This is a genomic window from Aeromicrobium sp. (assembly GCF_050700635.1).
GTDB lineage: Bacteria > Actinomycetota > Actinomycetes > Propionibacteriales > Nocardioidaceae > Aeromicrobium.
On the sequence record NZ_JBOHDT010000206.1, the window covers coordinates 1 to 19,079 of the forward strand.

General features: G+C 69.2%; 22 protein-coding genes and 1 pseudogene. 21 read left to right on the plus strand and 2 right to left on the minus strand.

Annotated elements, in window-relative coordinates:
- Window positions 1-86 precede the first annotated feature (86 nt).
- From ACRDPN_RS16280 to ACRDPN_RS16350, 15 genes and pseudogenes are all read left to right on the plus strand, one after another.
- Entirely contained in the window at window positions 87-425 is a 339-nt protein-coding gene (locus tag ACRDPN_RS16280) for a P-II family nitrogen regulator (RefSeq protein ID WP_431449734.1), read from the plus strand.
- 128 nt (window positions 426-553) lie between these two features.
- Window positions 554-1,834, plus strand: coding sequence for an ammonium transporter (locus ACRDPN_RS16285; RefSeq protein ID WP_431449735.1), 1,281 nt, complete (start codon window positions 554-556; stop codon window positions 1,832-1,834).
- Window position 1,835: 1 nt separating this feature from the next.
- The gene (locus tag ACRDPN_RS16290) at window positions 1,836-2,174 is read left to right on the plus strand and encodes a P-II family nitrogen regulator (protein ID WP_431449736.1); all 339 of its coding nucleotides are present in this window, start codon (window positions 1,836-1,838) and stop codon (window positions 2,172-2,174) included.
- A 7-nt stretch (window positions 2,175-2,181) separates the two neighbouring features.
- The gene (locus ACRDPN_RS16295) at window positions 2,182-4,449 is read left to right on the plus strand and encodes a [protein-PII] uridylyltransferase (protein WP_431449737.1); all 2,268 of its coding nucleotides are present in this window, start codon (window positions 2,182-2,184) and stop codon (window positions 4,447-4,449) included.
- Window positions 4,450-4,520: 71 nt separating this feature from the next.
- Window positions 4,521-6,077: a signal recognition particle protein gene (gene ffh, locus ACRDPN_RS16300; RefSeq protein ID WP_431449738.1), complete on the plus strand. Its 1,557-nt coding sequence runs from the start codon at window positions 4,521-4,523 to the stop codon at window positions 6,075-6,077.
- Window positions 6,078-6,106: 29 nt separating this feature from the next.
- A complete protein-coding gene (locus ACRDPN_RS16305; protein ID WP_431449739.1) occupies window positions 6,107-6,670 on the plus strand; it encodes a hypothetical protein in 564 nt (187 codons plus the stop codon).
- A 9-nt stretch (window positions 6,671-6,679) separates the two neighbouring features.
- On the plus strand, window positions 6,680-7,450 hold the full coding sequence (locus ACRDPN_RS16310; RefSeq protein WP_431449740.1) for a crotonase/enoyl-CoA hydratase family protein: 771 nt from the start codon (window positions 6,680-6,682) through the stop codon (window positions 7,448-7,450).
- A gap of 186 nt (window positions 7,451-7,636) precedes the next feature.
- Window positions 7,637-8,053 (plus strand): annotated as a pseudogene (gene rpsP, locus ACRDPN_RS16315) (30S ribosomal protein S16); the annotation flags it as partial.
- Window positions 8,054-8,205: 152 nt separating this feature from the next.
- Complete coding sequence (locus ACRDPN_RS16320) at window positions 8,206-8,457, plus strand: RNA-binding protein (RefSeq protein WP_431449741.1); 252 nt, start codon at window positions 8,206-8,208, stop codon at window positions 8,455-8,457.
- Between the two features lie 15 nt (window positions 8,458-8,472).
- Window positions 8,473-8,994, plus strand: coding sequence for a ribosome maturation factor RimM (gene rimM, locus ACRDPN_RS16325; protein WP_431449742.1), 522 nt, complete (start codon window positions 8,473-8,475; stop codon window positions 8,992-8,994).
- Entirely contained in the window at window positions 8,994-9,686 is a 693-nt protein-coding gene (gene trmD, locus ACRDPN_RS16330) for a tRNA (guanosine(37)-N1)-methyltransferase TrmD (protein WP_431449754.1), read from the plus strand. Before rimM ends, trmD begins: the two co-directional genes overlap by 1 nt.
- A gap of 166 nt (window positions 9,687-9,852) precedes the next feature.
- Window positions 9,853-10,203, plus strand: a complete 351-nt coding sequence (gene rplS / locus ACRDPN_RS16335; RefSeq protein WP_431449743.1) for a 50S ribosomal protein L19 — start codon at window positions 9,853-9,855, stop codon at window positions 10,201-10,203.
- A 57-nt stretch (window positions 10,204-10,260) separates the two neighbouring features.
- Window positions 10,261-10,926 (plus strand): signal peptidase I, encoded by a 666-nt coding sequence (lepB, locus tag ACRDPN_RS16340; RefSeq protein WP_431449744.1) that lies wholly within the window; start codon window positions 10,261-10,263, stop codon window positions 10,924-10,926.
- A gap of 10 nt (window positions 10,927-10,936) precedes the next feature.
- Window positions 10,937-11,581, plus strand: coding sequence for a ribonuclease HII (locus ACRDPN_RS16345; RefSeq protein WP_431449745.1), 645 nt, complete (start codon window positions 10,937-10,939; stop codon window positions 11,579-11,581).
- Entirely contained in the window at window positions 11,578-11,889 is a 312-nt protein-coding gene (locus ACRDPN_RS16350) for a DUF2469 domain-containing protein (protein WP_431449746.1), read from the plus strand. The genes ACRDPN_RS16345 and ACRDPN_RS16350 overlap by 4 nt, the downstream gene beginning before the upstream one ends.
- On the opposite strand, the gene ACRDPN_RS16355 is transcribed toward ACRDPN_RS16350, so the two are convergent.
- Window positions 11,890-12,723: a class I SAM-dependent methyltransferase gene (locus tag ACRDPN_RS16355; protein WP_431449747.1), complete on the minus strand. Its 834-nt coding sequence runs from the start codon at window positions 12,721-12,723 to the stop codon at window positions 11,890-11,892.
- Between the two features lie 102 nt (window positions 12,724-12,825).
- Between ACRDPN_RS16355 and ACRDPN_RS16360 the strand changes: the two genes are divergently transcribed.
- From ACRDPN_RS16360 to ACRDPN_RS16380, 5 genes are all read left to right on the plus strand, one after another.
- A complete protein-coding gene (locus ACRDPN_RS16360; RefSeq protein ID WP_431449748.1) occupies window positions 12,826-13,188 on the plus strand; it encodes a YraN family protein in 363 nt (120 codons plus the stop codon).
- The gene (locus ACRDPN_RS16365) at window positions 13,188-14,765 is read left to right on the plus strand and encodes a YifB family Mg chelatase-like AAA ATPase (RefSeq protein WP_431449749.1); all 1,578 of its coding nucleotides are present in this window, start codon (window positions 13,188-13,190) and stop codon (window positions 14,763-14,765) included. The genes ACRDPN_RS16360 and ACRDPN_RS16365 overlap by 1 nt, the downstream gene beginning before the upstream one ends.
- Window positions 14,762-15,907 (plus strand): DNA-processing protein DprA, encoded by a 1,146-nt coding sequence (locus ACRDPN_RS16370; protein ID WP_431449750.1) that lies wholly within the window; start codon window positions 14,762-14,764, stop codon window positions 15,905-15,907. The genes ACRDPN_RS16365 and ACRDPN_RS16370 overlap by 4 nt, the downstream gene beginning before the upstream one ends.
- A 65-nt stretch (window positions 15,908-15,972) precedes the next feature.
- A complete protein-coding gene (locus ACRDPN_RS16375) occupies window positions 15,973-16,893 on the plus strand; it encodes a tyrosine recombinase XerC (protein ID WP_431449751.1) in 921 nt (306 codons plus the stop codon).
- A gap of 33 nt (window positions 16,894-16,926) precedes the next feature.
- Entirely contained in the window at window positions 16,927-17,772 is an 846-nt protein-coding gene (locus ACRDPN_RS16380; RefSeq protein ID WP_431449752.1) for a M15 family metallopeptidase, read from the plus strand.
- Here ACRDPN_RS16380 and ACRDPN_RS16385 read toward each other — a convergent pair.
- Window positions 17,769-18,665 (minus strand): peptidoglycan DD-metalloendopeptidase family protein, encoded by an 897-nt coding sequence (locus ACRDPN_RS16385; protein ID WP_431449753.1) that lies wholly within the window; start codon window positions 18,663-18,665, stop codon window positions 17,769-17,771. The genes ACRDPN_RS16380 and ACRDPN_RS16385 overlap by 4 nt on opposite strands.
- Before the next feature lie 304 nt (window positions 18,666-18,969).
- Between ACRDPN_RS16385 and ACRDPN_RS16390 the strand changes: the two genes are divergently transcribed.
- On the plus strand, window positions 18,970-19,079 hold a 110-nt coding region (locus tag ACRDPN_RS16390), incomplete at its 3' end, for a 30S ribosomal protein S2 (protein ID WP_431449755.1).

A 19,079-nucleotide genomic window follows, 5' to 3' on the forward strand; every position in this document is an offset into this window, starting at 1 on the left:
CTCCGGCATCGACCAGGCCGAGCACCTCGAGACCGCGTACGACTACGCCGGTTCCGGCGGATCCACCATGAAGACGGGAGTCTGAGATGAAGCTCGTGACAGCGGTCATCAAGCCGCACAAGTGGGAAGAGGTCCGCGAGGCGCTCGCCGCATCGGGTGTGGCCGGCATGACGGTCACCGAGGCGAGCGGGTACGGCCAGCAGAAGGGCCACACCGAGGTCTACCGCGGCGCCGAGTACGACGTGTCGCTGGTGCCGAAGATCCGCCTCGAGGTCGTCGTCGACGACGCCGACGTGGCCGGTGTGGTCTCGACCATCACCGGCGCCGCCCAGACCGGCAAGATCGGTGACGGCAAGGTGTGGGTCGTCCCCGTCGACTCGGTGGTGCGGGTGCGCACCGGCGAGACCGACGAGGCCGCACTCTAGAACGCATGAGGACGATGCGCATCGAGACAATCGGTGCGCATCGTCGTTCCGGCGGGGGTGCCGGGCTCTGGGCGGCGATGGGCAGAGTCCGATAGTCTCCGGTCGCACTCCCGACACCTGGAGGTCCCATGGACACCGGCGATACCGCATGGATGCTGGCCTCGACCGCCCTCGTGCTGTTGATGGTCCCCGGTCTCGCGTTCTTCTACGGCGGCATGGTCCGCTCCAAGAGCGTCCTCAACATCATGATGATGGTCTTCTACGCCCTGGCGATCATGCCGTTCGTCTGGTTCCTCTGGGGCTACTCGTGGGCGTTCGGCGACGACGTCGGCGGAGGTCTGATCGGCGGCAACGAGTCCTTGGGGCTCAGGAACATCACTTTGGAGACGCTCGCAGGGACGCACCCGGCGTACATCTTCATCGTCTTCCAGATGCTGTTCGGCGTCATCACGATCGGACTCGTGGCCGGCGCCATCGCCGACCGCGCCAAGTTCGCCGCCTGGGCGGTGTTCGTGCCGGTGTGGGTGACGCTCGTCTACGTGCCCGTCGCCCACTGGGTCTTCGCCTTCGACAGCGACACGACCGCGGGCGGATGGATCGCCAACGACCTCCAGGCGTTCGACTTCGCCGGCGGTACTGCGGTCGAGGTCACGTCGGGCATGTCCGCGCTCGCTCTGGCCCTGATCGTCGGTCGCCGGGTGGGGTGGAGGCGCGAACCTTTCCGTCCGCACAACCTGCCCGCCGTGCTGCTCGGTGCGGGTCTGCTGTGGTTCGGCTGGTACGGGTTCAACGCCGGGTCCGCCCTCGCGGCGAACGGAACCGCTGCACTCGCTCTGATCAACACGACCGGGACGGCGACAGCCGCCGTACTCGGGTGGCTGATCGTCGAGGTCATCCGCGACAAGCGCGCCACCAGCTTCGGCGCCGCTTCCGGGGCCATCGCCGGCCTGGTGGCCGCCACCCCATCGTGCGGCACGGTCTCCCCGCTCGGCTCGCTCGTCGTCGGTCTCGTCGCAGGTGTGGTGTGCGCGTGGGCGATCGGTGTCAAGTACCGACTGGGGTACGACGACTCGCTCGACGTCGTGGGCGTCCACTTCGTCGGTGGCGTCGTCGGCATGCTGATGATCGGCCTCCTGGCGACCAAGACCAATGTCGCGAACCTCGGATTCGGGTCGTCGGGCCTGTTCTACGGCGGTGGGCTGGAACAGCTGGGCAAGCAGGCCGTGGCGGTGGTCGCGGTGATGGTCTACGCGTTCGTCGTCACGTTCGTCATCGGTAAGTTGATCGACATGACCATCGGTTGGCGCATCGACGAGGAGATCGAGGTCTCCGGCATAGACCAGGCCGAACACCTCGAAACCGCCTACGACAACATCGCCGGCGGGTCCACGATTTCGACGGGAGCATGACATGAAGCTCGTGACCGCGGTCATCAAGCCGCACAAGTGGGAGGACGTCCGCGAGGCGCTCGGCGCGACCGGCATCTCCGGCATGACCGTCACCGAGGCCAGCGGTCACGGCCAGCAGAAGGGCCACACCGAGGTCTACCGCGGCGCCGAGTACGAGGTCACCCTCGTGCCGAAGATCCGCTTCGAGGTCGTCGTCGACGACGCCGACGCCGAGTCGGTCGTCTCGACCATCGCCTCCGCCGCTCGCACGGGCAAGATCGGCGACGGCAAGGTCTGGGTGGTGCCGGTCGAGTCCGTCGTCCGGGTCCGCACGGGCGAGACCGACGAGTCCGCCCTCTAAGACAGAGGTGCCCTCACTCGCCCAGCAACGCAGCGATCGGGCGCTGGAGGCCGACCGGCTGCTGCGCGGCCTGTTCACCGACATGGTGGGCACCGGCGACGATCCTCGCGAGGGCCAGGGGCTCGCGCTCGTCGCCGTCGGCGGCTATGGACGCTCGGAGCTGTCGCCGGCCAGCGACCTCGACGTCGTCCTGCTGCACGATCCCGCCGTGCCCGACGACCGGGTGCGTGAGATTGCCGAGGCGATCTGGTACCCGCTGTGGGACCGCGGCGTCGCGCTCGACCACTCGGTCCGCGACACCGCCCAGATGCGCGAGGCCGCCCTGCAGGACCACCGGGCCGCCACCGGGATGCTCGACGCCCGCACTGTCGCCGGCGACTCCGGACTCGTGCTGGCACTGCGTTCGGAGGTCCTGGCCGACTGGCGCCGGGACGCCCGGAAGCGGCTCGCCGAGGTGCGTGAGGCACGGGAGGCACGCATCGAGCGGTCCGGCTGGCTCGCTCACTCCGCCGTCCCCGACCTCAAGGAGTCCGGTGGCGGCCTGCGCGACGGCGTGATGATGCGTGCGCTGGTCGCAACCTGGCTGGTCGACGTCCCGCACGGGGAGTCCGAGGGCCTCCGGTCGGCCCTGCTCGACGTCCGCGACGCGCTGCACGAGACGTCCGGACGCCGGCTGGAGAAGCTCGACCACGACCACATCGTCGACGCGGCCGACTTCCTCGGACGCGACCCCATCGAGCTCGAGCTGCACACCCGCAACCTCGGGCGTCGACTCGCCCATCTGGCCGCGCTCGCGTGGCGACGGGTCGACGACATGCTGGAGTCCAGGCCGACGACGGTGACGCCGTCCGGACCCGTCGTCGTCGCCTTGGCGGATGGCGTCGGACGGCTCGACGACGAGGTCGTCGTAAGGCGGGATGCCGACCCGCGCGAAGATCCGGAGGTGGCACTGCGGGCCGCGGCGACCGCGGCCAAGGAGGGCCTTCCACTCGGTTCGAGCACGGCCACCCACCTGGCCGCGACGCTCGGTGAGCTCCCCGAGCCCTGGCCGGCGAGCGCCACCCGCACCATGGTCGACCTCCTGTCGTCCGGACCCGGACTGGTGCCGGTGTGGGACGAGCTCGACTACGCGGGCGTGGTCGACCGGTGGCTACCGGAGTGGGCCGACATCCGGCTGCGTGGCTCGTCGTCGCCGGTCCATCGCTACACGGTCGACCGCCACAGCGTCGAGACGTGCGTCAAGGCGGCCGAGGTGTTCCGCGACGTCGACCGTCCGGACCTGCTGGCGGTGGCGGCCCTTCTGCACGACATCGGCAAGGGAAGGGAGGGCGACCACAGCGAGGTGGGGGAGCCGATGGCCGTCGAGATCGCGCGGCGCTGGGGCTTTGGCGGCTCCGACGCCGAGACGATCGGGCGCCTGGTGCGCTGGCACCTGCTGCTCCCCAACATCGCGACTCGGCGCGACATCGAGGATCCGTCCACGGCGGTGAACATCGCCGAGATCGTGAAGTCGGCGGCCTTCCTCGACCTCTTGGCCGCTCTCACGCAGGCTGACGCACGCGCCACCGGTCCTTCTGCCTGGTCGTCGTGGCGACGCGGTCTCGTGCGTGGCCTGGTCGCCAAGATCCACGAGGTTCACGCTGGTGACGTCTCGACTCCGGACGCGGAATCCTATGAAGGCTGGCCGTCCACGGTGTCGATGCCGGAGATCGGTGAGCTCGAACCGGACGACGTCAGGCTGGAGGTCGAGAACCACCGAGGTGGATCGCTGCTGACTTTCGTGACGCTCGACCGGCCGGGTGTCATGACGAGCACGGCGGGCGGCCTCGCCCTGCTCGGCCTCCAGATCCGGTCGGCACGCGCTGCAACGACCGGTGATGCCGCGGTCTCCCTCTGGGAGGTCACGCGTCCCGACGTCGACGTGGCCAAGGTCCGTGAACGGCTCCGCCCGGTCCTGGCCGGGGAAGTGGATCTCGCGGCGAGGCTGGCGCTAGACCCGGCTCGAGACGAGGTCCCTGCCAGGGTGACGATGTTGCCCCAGCGCTCGGAGACGGCCACGCTCCTGGAGGTACGGGCGCACGATCGGCGCGGCCTCGTCTGGACGGTGTGCCGGGAGATCTCCGCCCTCGGTCATTCCATCCGGTCCGCGCACCTGTCGACGTACGGTGCCGAGGCGCGGGACGTCTTCTACGTCGTCGATGCCGACGGGCAACCACTCGCCCAGGCCGACGCCGAAGAGCTCCGCGCCGCCGTCACCGTCGCTCTGACCTCCTGAGGTGCCTCGGTTAGGCTTGCTGAGTCCACTAGCGCAGTCGCCTGCCCACAGCCGAGGATCCCCACGAGCCCATGTTCGACACCCTGCAAGACCGTCTGCAGTCCGCGTTCAAGAACCTTCGTGGCAAGGGCCGGCTGTCCGAGGCCGACATCGACGCGACCGCCCGCGAGATCCGTGTCGCTCTCCTCGACGCCGACGTCTCCGTCCAGGTGGTGCGTGACTTCGTTGCCCGCATCAGGGAGCGTGCGCTCGGCGCCGAGGTGAGCGGGGCGCTCAACCCGGCGCAGCAGGTCATCAAGATCGTCAACGAGGAGCTCATCGGCATCCTCGGCGGTGAGACGCGGCGCATCCAGTACGCCAAGAACTCTCCGACCGTCATCATGCTCGCCGGCCTGCAGGGATCCGGAAAGACCACGCTCGCCGGCAAGCTCGGCCACTGGCTGCGCGAACAGGGCATGAGCCCGATGCTCGTCGCCTCCGACCTGCAGCGACCCAACGCCGTCACTCAGCTGCAGGTCGTGGGGGAGCAGGCCGGCGTCACGGTGTTCGCGCCCGAGCCGGGCAATGGTGTGGGCGACCCGGTCAAGGTCTCGCGTGACGCGATCGACGAGGCCCGGCGCACCCTGCACGACGTGGTCGTGGTCGACACCGCCGGTCGCCTCGGCATCGACGCCGAGCTGATGCAGCAGGCGTCCGACATCCGCGATGCCGTCGATCCCGACGAGGTGCTGTTCGTCATCGACGCGATGATCGGGCAGGACGCCGTGCAGACGGCCGAGGCCTTCCTCGAGGGCGTCGACTTCACCGGTGTAGTCCTCACCAAGCTCGACGGCGACGCCCGCGGCGGCGCGGCCCTGTCGGTCCGCTCGGTCACGGGTCGTCCGATCATGTTCGCGTCCATCGGTGAGAAGCTCACCGACTTCGACGCCTTCCACCCCGACCGCATGGCGTCGCGCATTCTCGACATGGGCGACATGCTCACGTTCATCGAGCAGGCCGAGAAGGCCTTCGACGCCGAGCGGGCCGAGAAGGACGCCGAGAAGCTCATGGGTGGCTCGTTCACCCTCCAGGACTTCCTCAAGCAGATGGAAGCCATGGCCAAGATGGGCTCGATGTCCAAGGTCATGGGCATGCTCCCCGGGATGGGTCAGTACAAGGAGCAGCTCGAGAACTTCGACGAGCGCGAGGTCGACCGCATCAAGGCGATCATCTTGTCGATGACCCCGGCCGAGCGCGACGAGCCCAAGATGATCGACGGCTCGCGACGCGCCCGCATCGCCGGCGGCTCCGGAACCCAGGTCAGCGACGTCAACCAGCTCGTCGACCGGTTCTTCGCGGCTCGCAAGATGATGCAGCAGATGGGCAAGGGTGGCGGCATGCCCGGCGTGCCGGGCATGGGCGGCATGCCGGGAATGCCCGGCGGCGGCAAGCGGGCCGGTGCGAGGCAGAAGCCCCAGCAGAAGAAGAAGGGCAAGCGTGGCTCGGGCAACCCGGCCAAGCGGGCAGCCGAGGAGAAGGCTGCAGCGGCGCGTCAGGCCGGAGAAGCCGGTGGGGCGGGAGCCTTCGGCTTCGACCAGGACGCCGAGGGCGAGTTCGAGCTCCCCAAGGAGCTCCGCGACCTGATGTGACCGGCGCACGCTGGGAGTACCCTGCTCGCGTGCATCGACTCGCGGTCTTCCTGCTCGGTTTCGGCATCGGCTTGGCCGGCGACGCGTGCCACGTTGCATCCGGCACCACCGTCTACGACTGGACCGGCGTCCCGACGATCTGGAAGAGCGAGATCTGGTTCCCGTTCGTCGTGGGTCTCGCCGTCCTGGCTGCGGCCGAGGTCGGACATCGCGCGGGCCTGCCGAAGCGCGCGCGTGGGGTCAACGACGTCGTCATCGGCGCCTCGGTCGTGCTGGCCCTGTACGCGTTGACGGCGGCGCTGCGCGGCCAGCCGACCACGGTGTCCGTTGTGCTGTGCGCAGCGATCGCCGTGGCCGTCTGGGCATGGTGGGACCCGTCGGCCGGAGCATTCGGCATCGCGGCAGCAGCCGCCGTCCTGGGCCCGGTCGCCGAGATGTTCGTGGCCAACTACGCGAGCGACTCCGACGGGCTGTTCGGCGTCGCGCCCTGGCTGCCGTGCCTCTACTTCGCCGCCGGTGCGGTCGCCAGCGGTGTCCTCGGAGCCCTGACGGGGACCCGGGCGGCGGCCGAGCCATTGACCCCGGCGGGTTGAATGGTCGACATGGAATCGGTTCGCTACGACGTAGATGACGCCGTCTGCACGATCACGCTCGACCGGCCTGAGCGGCGCAACGCCGTCGACGGGCCGATGGCCGCGGAGCTGCGCGACGCCTTCCGCGCGTTCGACGAGGACCATGCTCTCTCCGTCGCCGTCCTCCATGGCGCGGGAGGCACGTTCTGCGCCGGCGCTGACCTCACGTCCGTCGAAGACGAGTCGCGGCGTCACGAGCTCGACCCCTCGGGCCTTGGTGACGGTCCCATGGGCCCGTCCCGGATGGCGCTGTCGAAGCCGGTCATCGCCGCGGTGGCGGGTCACGCCGTCGCCGGTGGTCTCGAGCTTGCTCTGCTCGCGGACCTGAGGATCGCCGAGGAGGACGCCGTCTTCGGCGTGTTCTGCCGACGCTGGGGCGTCCCGTTGATCGACGGCGGCACGGTGCGGCTCCCGCGAATCATCGGCCAAGGTCGTGCGCTCGACATGATCCTCACCGGACGTCCGGTGGACGCGCGTGAGGCGCTGCAGATGGGACTGGTCAACCGAGTGGTTCCGGTGGGGAAGTCGCTCACCACCGCACACGCCCTCGCCGAGCAGATCGCCGCCTTTCCGCAGCAGTGCCTGCGTACGGACCGCGACTCCAGCTACCGACAGTGGGATCTCCCGCTCGACGCGGCCCTCCGGAACGAGGGCACCGCCGGACTACCGGTCATCATGGCCGAGGGAGCGGACGGAGCGCAGCGCTTCGTCGACGGCGCCGGGCGCCACGGGATGTTCTGAGACGCACCCAGCGCGCAGCGCGCGACCGGTTTGGTCACCGCTGGGCGTTCTGGCAGAATGACCCATTGCGTCCGGATGCGTGAGGGCCCTCTCACCCGCACCGCCCGGCACACCGGCTTCGCTGGCTCGCGTCCCCACACGGCCCGGCACGTCACCACCACAGACATCCAAGGAGACACCACACTCGTGGCAGTCAAGATTCGCCTCAAGCGCGTCGGCAAGATCCGCACGCCCCACTACCGCATCGTCGTCGCCGACTCGCGCACCAAGCGCGACGGTCGTGTGATCGAGGAGATCGGTACCTACAACCCCAAGACGGAGCCGTCGACCATCAAGGTCCAGTCGGAGCGGGCCCAGTACTGGCTCGGCGTCGGTGCTCAGCCCACCGAGGCCGTGGCTGCGATCCTCAAGCTCACCGGCGACATCGGTGGCGAGGCCACCGTCAAGGAGCCCGAGGCCCGGGCCGACAAGGCAGCTCTGTTCGACGCGGCGCTCAAGGAGATCCACGCCGAGCCCAAGACTGCCAAGAAGGCGGCCAAGAAGGCTTCGCCGAAGGCCGACGAGCCGAAGGCAGACGACGCCAAGGCCGAGAAGCCGAGGGCCGAGAAGGCTGCCAAGGCCGAGAAGCCGAAGGCTGAGGAGCCGAAGGCTGCGAAGGCTGAAGAGCCGAAGGCTGATGAGGCCAAGGCCGACGAGCCCAAGGCCGACAAGGCTCCCGCCGAAGCCAAGGCTGACGAGAGCAAAGAGGCCTGATCGTGGGCGCGCCCACTGCTGAGGTCATCGAGCACCTCGTCGCAGGCATCGTCGAGCACCCGGACGACGTCGACGTCCGTGCCAAGCAGACGCGTCGTGGTGAGCTGTTCGAGGTCCGGGTCAACCCGGACGACCTCGGCAAGGTCATCGGCCGTCAGGGGCGCACCGCCACGGCCATCCGCAAGGTCGCGAACGCGATCGCCGGTTCCGGCGGCGCGCGCATCGACTTCGTGGACGTCGATCGTCAGCGCTGAACAGGAGGCCTGATCGTGCTGGTCGTCATCGGCCGCATCGGTCGCGCCCATGGCATCCGCGGTGAGCTGAACGTCCAGATCCGCACCGACGAGCCCGAGCGCAGGTTTGCGCCGGGCTCGCCGATCATCTGCGGCGATCGAACCCTCACGGTCGAGGCCAGCCGTCATCACTCCGGCCGGCTGCTGGTGGCCTTCCGTGAGGTGCCCGACCGCACCGCTGCCGAGCAGCTGCACGGCGCCGTTCTAGAGGCGGACATCGACCCTTCCCAGAGCCCCGACGACCCGGACGAGCTCTACGACCACCAGCTCGTCGGCCTCCACGTGCGGGCCGCTGACGAAACCGTCGTCGGCATGGTCACGCGCGTCATGCACGGGCCCGGGCAGGACGCCCTCGTCATCGACGCCGGCGCACACGAGGTCCTCGTGCCATTCGTGGCAGCGCTGGTGCCCGTGGTCGACGTCGACGCCGGCTACCTCCAACTGAACGACGTGCCCGGCTTGCTGGACCCCGGGGCCGCAGAGCAGGTCGACCCGTGATGCGCATCGACATCGTCTCGATCTTCCCGGCGTACTTCGAGCCGCTCGCGCTCTCGCTCCCCGGACGCGCTCAGCAGACCGGGCTGCTCGACGTCGCCATCCACGACCTGCGTCGGTGGACTCACGACGTCCACCGCACCGTCGACGACACGCCGTACGGCGGCGGTGCCGGCATGGTGATGAAGCCCGAGCCATGGGGCGACGCGCTCGACGCCGTGGCCACCGACGACGCCGTCATCGTCGTGCCGACCCCGGCAGGAGAGCCGTTCACGCAGGCCGGAGGTGAACGGCTGAGCCGGGAGCGACATCTCGTCGTCGCCTGCGGCCGCTACGAGGGCATCGACCAGCGAGTGATCGATTATGCGGAGACGCGATGGCGGGTCGAGGAGATCTCGCTCGGCGACTTCGTGCTCAACGGCGGTGAGGTGGCCGCGCTCGCGATCATCGAGGCCGTCGTCCGGCTGTTGCCCGGGTTCATGGGCAACCCCGAGTCGCTCACCGAGGAGTCACACGGCACCGCCTCCTCCCTGGGCGGGCTTCTCGAGTACCCCGTGTACACCAAGCCGGCGTCGTGGCGCGGCTACGACGTGCCTGACGTGTTGCTCTCGGGCCACCACGAGCAGATCGCCGCATGGCGCCGCGAGCAGGCCCGCGCCCGCACCGCTGAGCGCCGTCCCGACCTGCTGCCCTGACCCGGGGCGCGTCCCGCTCGCGATTTCGTCCGGCCCGGGGCGATGTGGCAAGATGGATCTTCGGCGCGGGACGGATCTGCCGCAGGGGAACCGCCATGAAGCGCCGAGATTTCTTCACACACGTTCATATCCGTGGGTGACCTGTGGCACCGGCGAGGAGTAGATCATGACCAACGTTGTCGACCAGGTGGCGAGCGAATCGCTCCGCGACGACCTCCCCGAGTTTCGTGCGGGCGACACGCTCAAGGTTCACGTCAAGGTCATCGAGGGCAGCCGCTCTCGTGTCCAGGTGTTCCAGGGCGTCTGCATCAAGATCCAGGGCTCCGGGATCGGACGGACCTTCACGGTCCGCAAGGTCAGCTTCGGCGTCGGTGTCGAGCGCACGTTCCCGTTGCACACCCCGATCATCGACAAGATCGAGGTCGCGACGCGCGGTGACGTCCGCCGGGCCAAGCTCTACTACCTGCGCACCCTCCGCGGCAAGGCCGCCAAGGTCAAGGAAAAGCGCGAGGACTGACCGGGTCACGCCGGTGTGCTTCCGCCGCCCTTCCTCCTCACTCGCTAGGCTCCTCAGGTGAGCGACATCGAGAAGCGTCAACTGCCTGTCTGGCAGGAGTCGATCCTTCTCGTGATCACCGCCATGATCATGGCGGTCGTCGTCAAGGCGTTCTTCCTCCAGGCCTTCTACATCCCGTCGGAGTCGATGGAACCGACGATGCTCGTCGACGACAAGATCCTCGTCCAGAAGGTCTCCTACTGGGGCGGCGAGGCCGACCGGGGCGACATCGTCGTGTTCGACGATCCGGGCGGTTGGCTCAACGCGGCCGAGTCCCGCCAGGCCAACAACCCGGTCCAGCGTGGTCTCGAGGTCATCGGGCTGTTCCCGACCGGCGGGCATCTCATCAAGCGCGTCGTGGGTGTCGGCGGCGACAAGGTGAAGTGCTGCGACAGCTCCGGACACATCACCGTCAACGGCACTCCCCTCGACGAGCCGTACCTGCTGGATGCCTCGGTCAACCCCAACCAGACCTTCGACGTCGTCGTGCCCAAGGACCATCTCTGGGTCATGGGTGACAACCGAGCCAACTCCGCCGACTCCCGCATGCACATGGGCGATCCCGGTGGCGGCTTCATCGACACCGGCGCCGTCGTCGGCAAGGCCTGGGTGCGGGTCTGGCCGATATCGCGCTGGGACGTCCTGCGCAGTCCCGACACGTTCGACGTCGTCCAGGCCCGCTGAGGGGTTGCCGATGACGTCGTTCGCACCAGGCACCACGGTCCGGCGCGACGCCGGGCTGTACGGCTACGAGCGAGCTCTGGCCCGACGCGGCCTGCATCCGGTGGCCGGTGTCGACGAGGCCGGGCGCGGTGCCTGCGCCGGGCCTCTCGTGGCAGCAGCCGTCGTGCTCGAGCGGCCCATCCCCGGCCTGGCCGATTCAAAGCTGCTCTCGGAGAAGAGGCGCGAGGCGTGCTACGACCTCATCTGCGAGCGAGCCGTCGACCTCTCGGTGGTCGTCATCGAGGCCGCCGACTGTGACCGCATCGGCCTGCACCGCGCGAACATCGCCGCCCTGCGTCGCGCGCTGGCGCGCCTGGAGGTGCGCCCCGGCTACGTGCTCACCGACGGGTTCCCCGTCGACGGGCTCGGTGTGCCCGGGCTCGCGGTCTGGAAGGGTGACCAGGTGGCCGGCTCGATCGCGGCCGCGTCGGTGGTGGCCAAGGTGACCCGTGACCGACTGATGGTCCAGATGCACGAGCAGTTCCCGTCCTACGAGTTCGCCACCCACAAGGGCTACGTCACCGAGCTGCACGACGCAGCCCTGCGCGAGCACGGCCCGTGTGCGGAGCACCGCCTGTCCTTCGTCAACGTCCGAACCGTCATGGGGGACCGATGAGCACTGAAGACCTCGAGCGCTACGAGTCCGACATGGAGCTCGCGCTCTATCGTGAGTACCGCGACGTCGTGGCCATCTTCAAGTACGTGGTCGAGACCGACCGCAGGTTCTACCTCTGCAACGCCGTCGACGTGAAGGTGCGCTCCGAGACCGGCGATGCCTACTTCGAGGTCAGCCTCACCGACGCCTGGGTCTGGGACATCTACCGGCCGGCGCGGTTCGCCAAGAACGTCAAGGTGCTCACGTTCAAGGACGTCAATGTCGAAGAGCTGCAGGATGCAGACGTCAAGGTGCCGCCCACGACCTGATCAGGCCGTCGTGGCCCGCACGATGAGGTTGCGGTCGACGCCCGCCACGGGATCGACGCCTTCGAACGAACTCGGCAACAACAGCTCGGCGTCGTCGAACCCTGCCTTCCGCAGGGCGTCGATGGCGTCCTGCTCGCGGTCGAAGTGCAGATATACATTGCCCCGCACGAATGCCGTGATCAGGACCTTCGCCGTCGCGGTGACCGCACCCGGCGACTGGTCGAGGTGGAGGTCCGACAGGTACAGCCCACGAGGGAACCGGTGCAGGGTGGAGCCGACGGAGTTCCACAGCGTCGTGACATGCGGCATCGGGAAGTAGTTGATCAGGCCTTCTGTGATGACGGCCGTTCCCTGGTCCGGGTCGAGCTCGTTGGCCAGGGCGTCGAGGGAGTTCGGTCCGGTCGGTTTGAACGCATCGAGCACGCGCACGCGGTGGCCCGGACCCATCAGTTCGGCCCGGGTGAGGAGGTCCTCCTTGCGGCGCGACATGGCCAGCAGGTCGGTCTCGATATAGGTGAGGTCGGAGCCGTAGCGCGAGGCGAACCGCCACCCGCGTGGTGACAGCCCGGCGGCGATTTCAACGACCTGGGAGATCTCGCCGGCGTCGATCGCCCGCTCGAGCAGCGTGTCGATGGAGTGGTGTCGGGCGAGCAGCATCGTGTCGAGGTCGGGCGCACCGAGCAGTGAGGCCGCGCGACGCGGGCCCACCAGCCCGGTCCACAGCGCTGTGCCGGCGAAAGTCGCGAAGGCCGGGTGGGACAACCCGTTGCGACGCCAGACCGTGCCCGTGTACAACGCGGTCGGACTGATCGCTGCATCCGTCCTGCGGAACATGCAGCGAGGCTAGACCATCCACAGTCCGGGGGAGATCGGACGATCTCCACAGGGAGTGGTCCGTCGCTGTCCCCGGTGGTTCGCGCTCGCGAGGCTGGATTCATGACCTACGCGCGCAACCAGGCCCTCGGAGACTTCGGTGAGCGGGTGGCCGCCGCCCATCTGCGGTCCCTCGGCATGGTGGTGCTCGCCCGCAACTGGCGCTGCCGGTTCGGTGAGATCGACCTGGTGGCGCGCGACGGATCCACGCTGGTCATCTGCGAGGTCAAGACCCGCACCAGCACGGCGTACGGCGCACCTGTCGAAGCCGTCGTCGGACGCAAGGCGGTCCGGCTCCGCAGGCTCGCCGCCCACTGGCTCGAGGTCCACGACGTCGAGCCGCTTGCGGTTCGAATCGACGTCGTGTCGGTCGTCGTGCCGCAGCGTGGTGCGCCGCACGTCGACCGCGTCGCCGGGGTGGCCTGATGGCGGCCACCCATGCCGTCACGCTCGATGGCCTCGCCGGGCGGCCCGTGGAGGTCGAGGTCGACATCAGCAGCGGCATGCCGGCCACGGTGGTCGTGGGCCTCGCCGACACGATCGTCAACGAGGCGCGCGACCGTGTGCGGGCGGCGGTGGTCAACTCCGGCACGTCGTGGCCCGATCAGCGCGTCACCATCAACCTGGCGCCGTCGACGTTGCCGAAGAGCGGCTCGCACTACGATCTCGCCATCGCGCTGGCCGTCTTCGCGGCCAAGCGCCTCCTTCCTGCCGAGCCGCTCGCGAGCACCGTCTTCCTCGGCGAGCTCGCACTGGACGGCCGTCTGCGTGCGGTTCGTGGCGTGCTCCCGGCCACGATGGCGGCGGCCGAGGCCGGGTTCGATCGCATCGTCGTGCCTGAATCGAATGTTCCTGAGGCCCGACTCGTGCCCGGAGTCGCGGTCGTCGGCGTGCGGTCGCTGCGTCAGACCGTGGCGATGCTCGTCGGTGGCGACGAGCCCGACGACCCGCCGGTGCCGCCTCTCGACGACACCGGCAGACTCGTCTGGGGTGGCAGCGAACGACTCGGTGTACTCGACGTCGCCGATGTCGCTGGCCAGGAGGAGTCGCGCACCGCTCTCGTCGTTGCGGCAGCCGGAGGCCACCACATGTTCATGACCGGACCGCCGGGCATCGGCAAGACGATGCTGGCGCACCGGCTGCCGGGCCTCCTGCCTGACCTGCCGCACGCGGACGCCCTGGAGGTGAGCGCCGTTCACTCCTTGGCGGGCACACTGCCCTCCGACGCTCCGCTCGTACGGCGCCCGCCGTTCATCGATCCGCACCACACGGCGAGCGCCGTGGCCATCGTGGGCGGTGGCAGTCGCAGCATCCGACCCGGCGCACTTTCGCTCGCGCACCGTGGCGTGCTGTTCCTCGACGAGGCGCCCGAGTTCGCCTCCAACGTCCTCGATGCCCTTCGCCAACCACTCGAGAGCGGTCACGTCGTGGTGTCGCGCGCTGCGCAAACGGCGGTGTTCCCGGCGCGGTTCCAGCTCGTGCTGGCGGCCAACCCCTGTCCATGCGGACAGGGCGGCACGGTCGCCGAGCAGTGCGAGTGCACACCGCTGATGCGCCGTCGCTACCGCGACCGGATCTCCGGACCGATCCGTGACCGGATCGACATCCACCGGGTGCTCACCGCGCCGAGCCGCCCTGAGCTCGCTCACGCACTCGGACGTACCAGAAGCACTGCCGACCTTGCCGTCGTCGTCGCCGAGGCTCGCGAGCGCCAGGAGGCTCGGTACCGCGGAACGTCATGGATCCTCAACAGTGACGTGCCGGGTGTCGAGCTGCGCAAGCACTGGCCCGTCAGCGAGGCCGGGCGCGGCGTGCTCGACAGTCAGCTGCGAGCCCAGAAGCTCTCGGCTCGTTCGGCCGATCGCGTCCTGCGGTTGGCCTGGAGCGTCGCCGACCTGCGCACCCACCACATTCCCGACGGCGACGACGTCGACCTCGCCCTCGCGCTGCGACGAGGTTCACCGCTCGGGCACGAGCTGCGTGACCTGGTGGCGGCTTCATGACACCGAAGAGACGCGCCCGTCTCGCGGTCAGCATCGTCTGTGAGCCCGGTGATCCGAGACTGCCCGCTCTGCTGGCGGCTCACGGACCCATGGGCCTGATCGACGCCATCCGCGCCGACCGGCAGCTCGAAGGACGTCCCTGGCCATCGGCGTGGATCCATCGTGTCCAGAGTCTCGACCAGCGACTCGCCAGGGCAGAGCGTCTGGCGGAGGTGGCGGGTCTGCGCTGGGTGGTTCAGGGAGATCGGGGTTGGCCCACCGGACTGGACGACCTCGACCACGTCGAGCCGCTGCACGGTGCGACAGGCGCTCCGGTCGGCCTCTGGGTCCGCGGCACCGGTCATCTTGCCGACCTGTGTGCGACCAGCGTGGCGGTCGTCGGTGCGCGCGACTGCACACCCTATGGTGCCGAGGCGGCTTCGGAGATCGCCGCCGACGCGGCCGCTGCCGACGTCACGGTCGTGAGCGGGGCGGCGTTCGGCATCGATGCGAGCGCACACCGGGGAGCGCTGGCGATGGGGCGTCCCACCGTCGCGGTTCTCGCTTGCGATGCCGCGACCGATTACCCACGAGCTCATGCAGCCCTGCTGAGCCGGATCGCGGAGAGTGGGCTGGTCGTCAGCGAGCAGCCGCCAGGTCATGTGCCGACCAAGCCCCGCTTCCTCTCCCGCAACCGCCTCATCGCCGGGCTCGCGGGCGGCACCGTCGTCGTCGAAGCGCGTCGGCGAAGCGGGTCGCTCAACACCCTCCACTGGGCCGACCGTCTCGGCCGTCCGACGATGGCGGTGCCGGGGCCGGTGACCTCCCAGCAGTCCGGGGGCACGCACCAAGCGGTCCGAGACGGCAAGGCAGTGCTCGTCACAGGCGGCTCCGACGTGCTGGCAGAGCTCGCTGGGCTCGGCGCCCCTGAACCGGAGTCGATCACCTCGACGGCCACCGAGTTCGACCAGCTCCCGGCTCCGGCGCAGCGAGCCTTGGACGCGTTGTCGTGGCGCGGCGCGAGGTCTGCGCGCGACGTGGCGGCTGCGGCGAATCTGGGTCCACACAACGTCGCCAAGGCCCTTGAGCTGCTCGCTCGTCGCGGGCTCGCCGAGCGCGCCGGCGATGGATGGTTGTTGGTCCGGCGCGCCGACTTGGCGTGAGTCTTCGCCAGTCCCACAGTGGTTTCGATACGGCGCTGCGCGCCTACTCAAACCCAAGGAGGGTGATGAGCGACCTGAGCGAGGCCTGGTCGTCGGCTCTGGCCGACTTCGAGCACCACCTGGATGCCGAGCGGAACCTCTCGGCGCACTCGGTGCGCGCCTACCTCACGGATCTGACCCGCCTCGCCGAGCACGCCACCAAGCTCGGCATCGAGGACCCGGCGTCCCTCACGCTCCGCTCCCTTCGAAGCCATCTGGCCGCCCAGCAGACACTCGGTCGCGCGCGCACGACCTTGGCGCGCCGCGCAACCTCCACCCGCGTGTTCACCGCATGGATGAGCCGTACCGGCCGGGCTCGTACGGACGTCGGGGCCATGCTGGCGAGCCCCAAGGCGCACCGAGAGCTGCCGGTCGCCCTCGGACACGACGACATCCGCGCGCTGCTCGACGCGACAACGGCGGCAGTCAGCCACGACGGACCCCAGGGATCGCGTGATCTGGCCGTGCTCGAGCTGCTCTACGCCACCGGCATCCGCGTGGGTGAGCTGTGCGGTCTCGACATCGATGATCTCGATCGAGAGCGGCGCGTCGTGCGGGTTCTCGGGAAGGGGCGCAAGGAGAGGGCGGTTCCATACGGCGCCCCGGCCGGTGAGGCCGTGGAGCAGTGGCTCCGCCATGGGCGACCTTCGTTGGCCACCGAGGCATCCGGGCCTGCGCTCTTCCTCGGGGCACGCGGCGGTCGGCTCGACCAGCGCATGGCACGTCGAATCGTCCACGAGCGACTCGCGGCCGTGAACGGAGCGCCCGACGTGGGCCCGCACGGGCTTCGCCACACGGCCGCCACCCATCTGCTCGAAGGTGGGGCCGACCTGCGCAGCGTGCAGGAGATCCTCGGCCACGCGTCGCTCGGCACCACGCAGATCTACACCCACGTCAGCAACGAACGCCTCCGCGCCGCCTACCGCCTCGCACACCCCAGAGCCTGAAAATCGCCCCCGTTCTCGGCCTACGCTGGAGCAGTGAGGCGCTTCGTCGCGGTCGCCGTCATCCTCGCGCTGGGAGGCTGCGCGTCCACCGAGCGCGACCCGGAGGGCGACCGCGGGCCTGCCAGCGCAGCTCCCACGCCCCCGGCTGCCACCCAGCCTTCGACCCCGGAACCCGGAACGGTGCCACCGGACTGGTTGTTCACCCGCGCTCTGCCGGTCACCGACACCGGATTCGGTGAGGTCCGGCCAACGCCACGAGAGTTGCGGGTCCGACGGTTCAACCTTCCCGACTCGGTCCCTCCGCTCCCCGGCGAGGGGTTCGCTTCGCGCGTCGACCAGGCACCGGCCGAGGTCATCGCCCGGTCCACGTGGAAGCCCGGTTGCCCGGTTCGGCGGGATCAGTTGGACTGGGTCCGCGTCACGTACCGCGGCTTCGACGGGCAGCGGCACACCGGAGAGCTGCTGACCCACGAGGACGTCAGTGCCGATCTCGTGAGGGTGTTCCGCGACTTGTGGAAGGCTCGATTCCCGATCGAGGAGATGCGGATCACCGAGAAGCGCGAGCTCGACCTCAAGCCCACCGGCGACGGCAACAACATCGGATCATTCGTCTGCCGGCCGAGGCGCGGTGGGACCGAGTTCTCCGAGCATGCCCGCGGCCTGGCCATCGACATCAATCCGTTCCAGAACCCCTATCGCCGAGGTGAGGTCGTCATCCCTGAGCTCGCCTCGGCGTATCTCGATCGCGAGAATGTGCGGCCCGGGATGATCTTTGAAGGTGGTCCCGTGGTGACGGCGTTCGATGCGATCGGCTGGCAATGGGGCGGACGGTGGCGAAACCTGACCGACCTTCACCACTTCTCGCGAAACGGGCGCTAGAGCAGCGTCATCGGATCGGTCGGTCGGCCGTCGCGACGCACCATGAGATGCAGGTGACAGCCCGTCGACGAACCGGTCGAGCCGACGTGCCCCAGCACCGTCGATGTCGTCACCCGTTGACCGACCGCGACCGCGTGGCTGGACAGGTGGTTGTAGGAAGTCTCGAGTCCGCCTGCGTGCCTGACGGTGACGCGGATGCCGTACGCGCCGCTGTGGTCCCGGCCGACGACGGTGCCGTCGCCTGCTGCCCGCACTGGCGTGCCGCACGGGACGCCGAAGTCGGTGCCGTCGTGCAGCTTGCGCACTCCGGTGAGCGGATGGACCCGCGGGCCGAACGGCGAGGTCATGGGCCCGCCAACCGGGCGCCGGAACGTGCCGTCGCCACTCGGACCGACCGGTGGTTTCGGAACCGGACCGGCCGGGTCGACGAGGCGGACGAGCGAGGTGGACCCGAGCCGGTCGGTCGGATCGAGGTAGGAGTCGCCTTCGAGCCGGCCGAGATGCAGACAGGCCGTGGCGCAGTGTGACCCGAGGTCGAGCAGGGAGCCGACGACGTCCCCGGCCTCGACCGTGTCGTCGCGGTCCACCGTCGCGTCGACCGGCTGGTACGTGGAGCGCTCGTCTCCGTGGTCGATCGTCACGACGCCAACGCCGGCCACCGAGCCGGCGAAGGTGACGCGCCCGGAGGCGACGGCCCGGACTGGCTCTCCGACGCGACCGGGAAGGTCGATGCCGCGGTGACCTGGGCTGTACTGGTTGTCCGGCAGGTCGAAACCGCCGGTGACCCGCCGATCGCCCACGGGCCAGGCCCAGGAGCCGTCGCCGGCCCGAGCAGGAGACCCGAGAGCAATCGCCACGACGAGGAGGACGATGAGGACGCGGACGAGAGGCATGTGGCCATCCCATATCCGGTCGTCGGCGCCGGCCAGAGCCGGCCGCGCGCCCTGGGGAGATCCGGTCTGAACAGCCCGGTTGTGGATTTCGTGCCGGATGGGTCGGTGTCGTAGACTGACCGCATCACGTCTCCGGGCGTGAAATTCGCGCGCTCGCGCTCCGTATGACGTGTCTGCACTGAATACGGACGTGGTCCTGGTCCTCCGTCAGGAGGTGGGTCACGCACACGGGCGCCAGGGCACCACCGACCGGCGGTGCGTCAACCAGGACGGGCGCATGAATGCGTCCAGAGGAGGAACGGCCATGGCCGTCGTCACCATGCGTCAGCTGCTCGAGAGCGGCGTCCACTTCGGGCACCAGACCCGGCGCTGGAACCCCAAGATGAAGCGATTCATCTTCACCGAGCGCAACGG

Bases quoted from the DNA above. Each gene is read 5' to 3' on its own strand.
- ACRDPN_RS16280 (WP_431449734.1), top strand. From the start codon at position 87: ATGAAGCTCGTGACAGCGGTCATCAAGCCGCACAAGTGGGAAGAGGTC.
- ACRDPN_RS16285 (WP_431449735.1), top strand. From the start codon at position 554: ATGGACACCGGCGATACCGCATGGATGCTGGCCTCGACCGCCCTCGTG.
- ACRDPN_RS16290 (WP_431449736.1), top strand. From the start codon at position 1,836: ATGAAGCTCGTGACCGCGGTCATCAAGCCGCACAAGTGGGAGGACGTC.
- ffh (WP_431449738.1), top strand. From the start codon at position 4,521: ATGTTCGACACCCTGCAAGACCGTCTGCAGTCCGCGTTCAAGAACCTT.
- ACRDPN_RS16310 (WP_431449740.1), top strand. From the start codon at position 6,680: ATGGAATCGGTTCGCTACGACGTAGATGACGCCGTCTGCACGATCACG.
- trmD (WP_431449754.1), top strand. From the start codon at position 8,994: ATGCGCATCGACATCGTCTCGATCTTCCCGGCGTACTTCGAGCCGCTC.
- rplS (WP_431449743.1), top strand. From the start codon at position 9,853: ATGACCAACGTTGTCGACCAGGTGGCGAGCGAATCGCTCCGCGACGAC.
- ACRDPN_RS16345 (WP_431449745.1), top strand. From the start codon at position 10,937: ATGACGTCGTTCGCACCAGGCACCACGGTCCGGCGCGACGCCGGGCTG.
- ACRDPN_RS16350 (WP_431449746.1), top strand. From the start codon at position 11,578: ATGAGCACTGAAGACCTCGAGCGCTACGAGTCCGACATGGAGCTCGCG.
- ACRDPN_RS16355 (WP_431449747.1), bottom strand. From the start codon at position 12,723: ATGTTCCGCAGGACGGATGCAGCGATCAGTCCGACCGCGTTGTACACG.
- ACRDPN_RS16360 (WP_431449748.1), top strand. From the start codon at position 12,826: ATGACCTACGCGCGCAACCAGGCCCTCGGAGACTTCGGTGAGCGGGTG.
- ACRDPN_RS16365 (WP_431449749.1), top strand. From the start codon at position 13,188: ATGGCGGCCACCCATGCCGTCACGCTCGATGGCCTCGCCGGGCGGCCC.
- ACRDPN_RS16370 (WP_431449750.1), top strand. From the start codon at position 14,762: ATGACACCGAAGAGACGCGCCCGTCTCGCGGTCAGCATCGTCTGTGAG.
- ACRDPN_RS16375 (WP_431449751.1), top strand. From the start codon at position 15,973: ATGAGCGACCTGAGCGAGGCCTGGTCGTCGGCTCTGGCCGACTTCGAG.
- ACRDPN_RS16385 (WP_431449753.1), bottom strand. From the start codon at position 18,665: ATGCCTCTCGTCCGCGTCCTCATCGTCCTCCTCGTCGTGGCGATTGCT.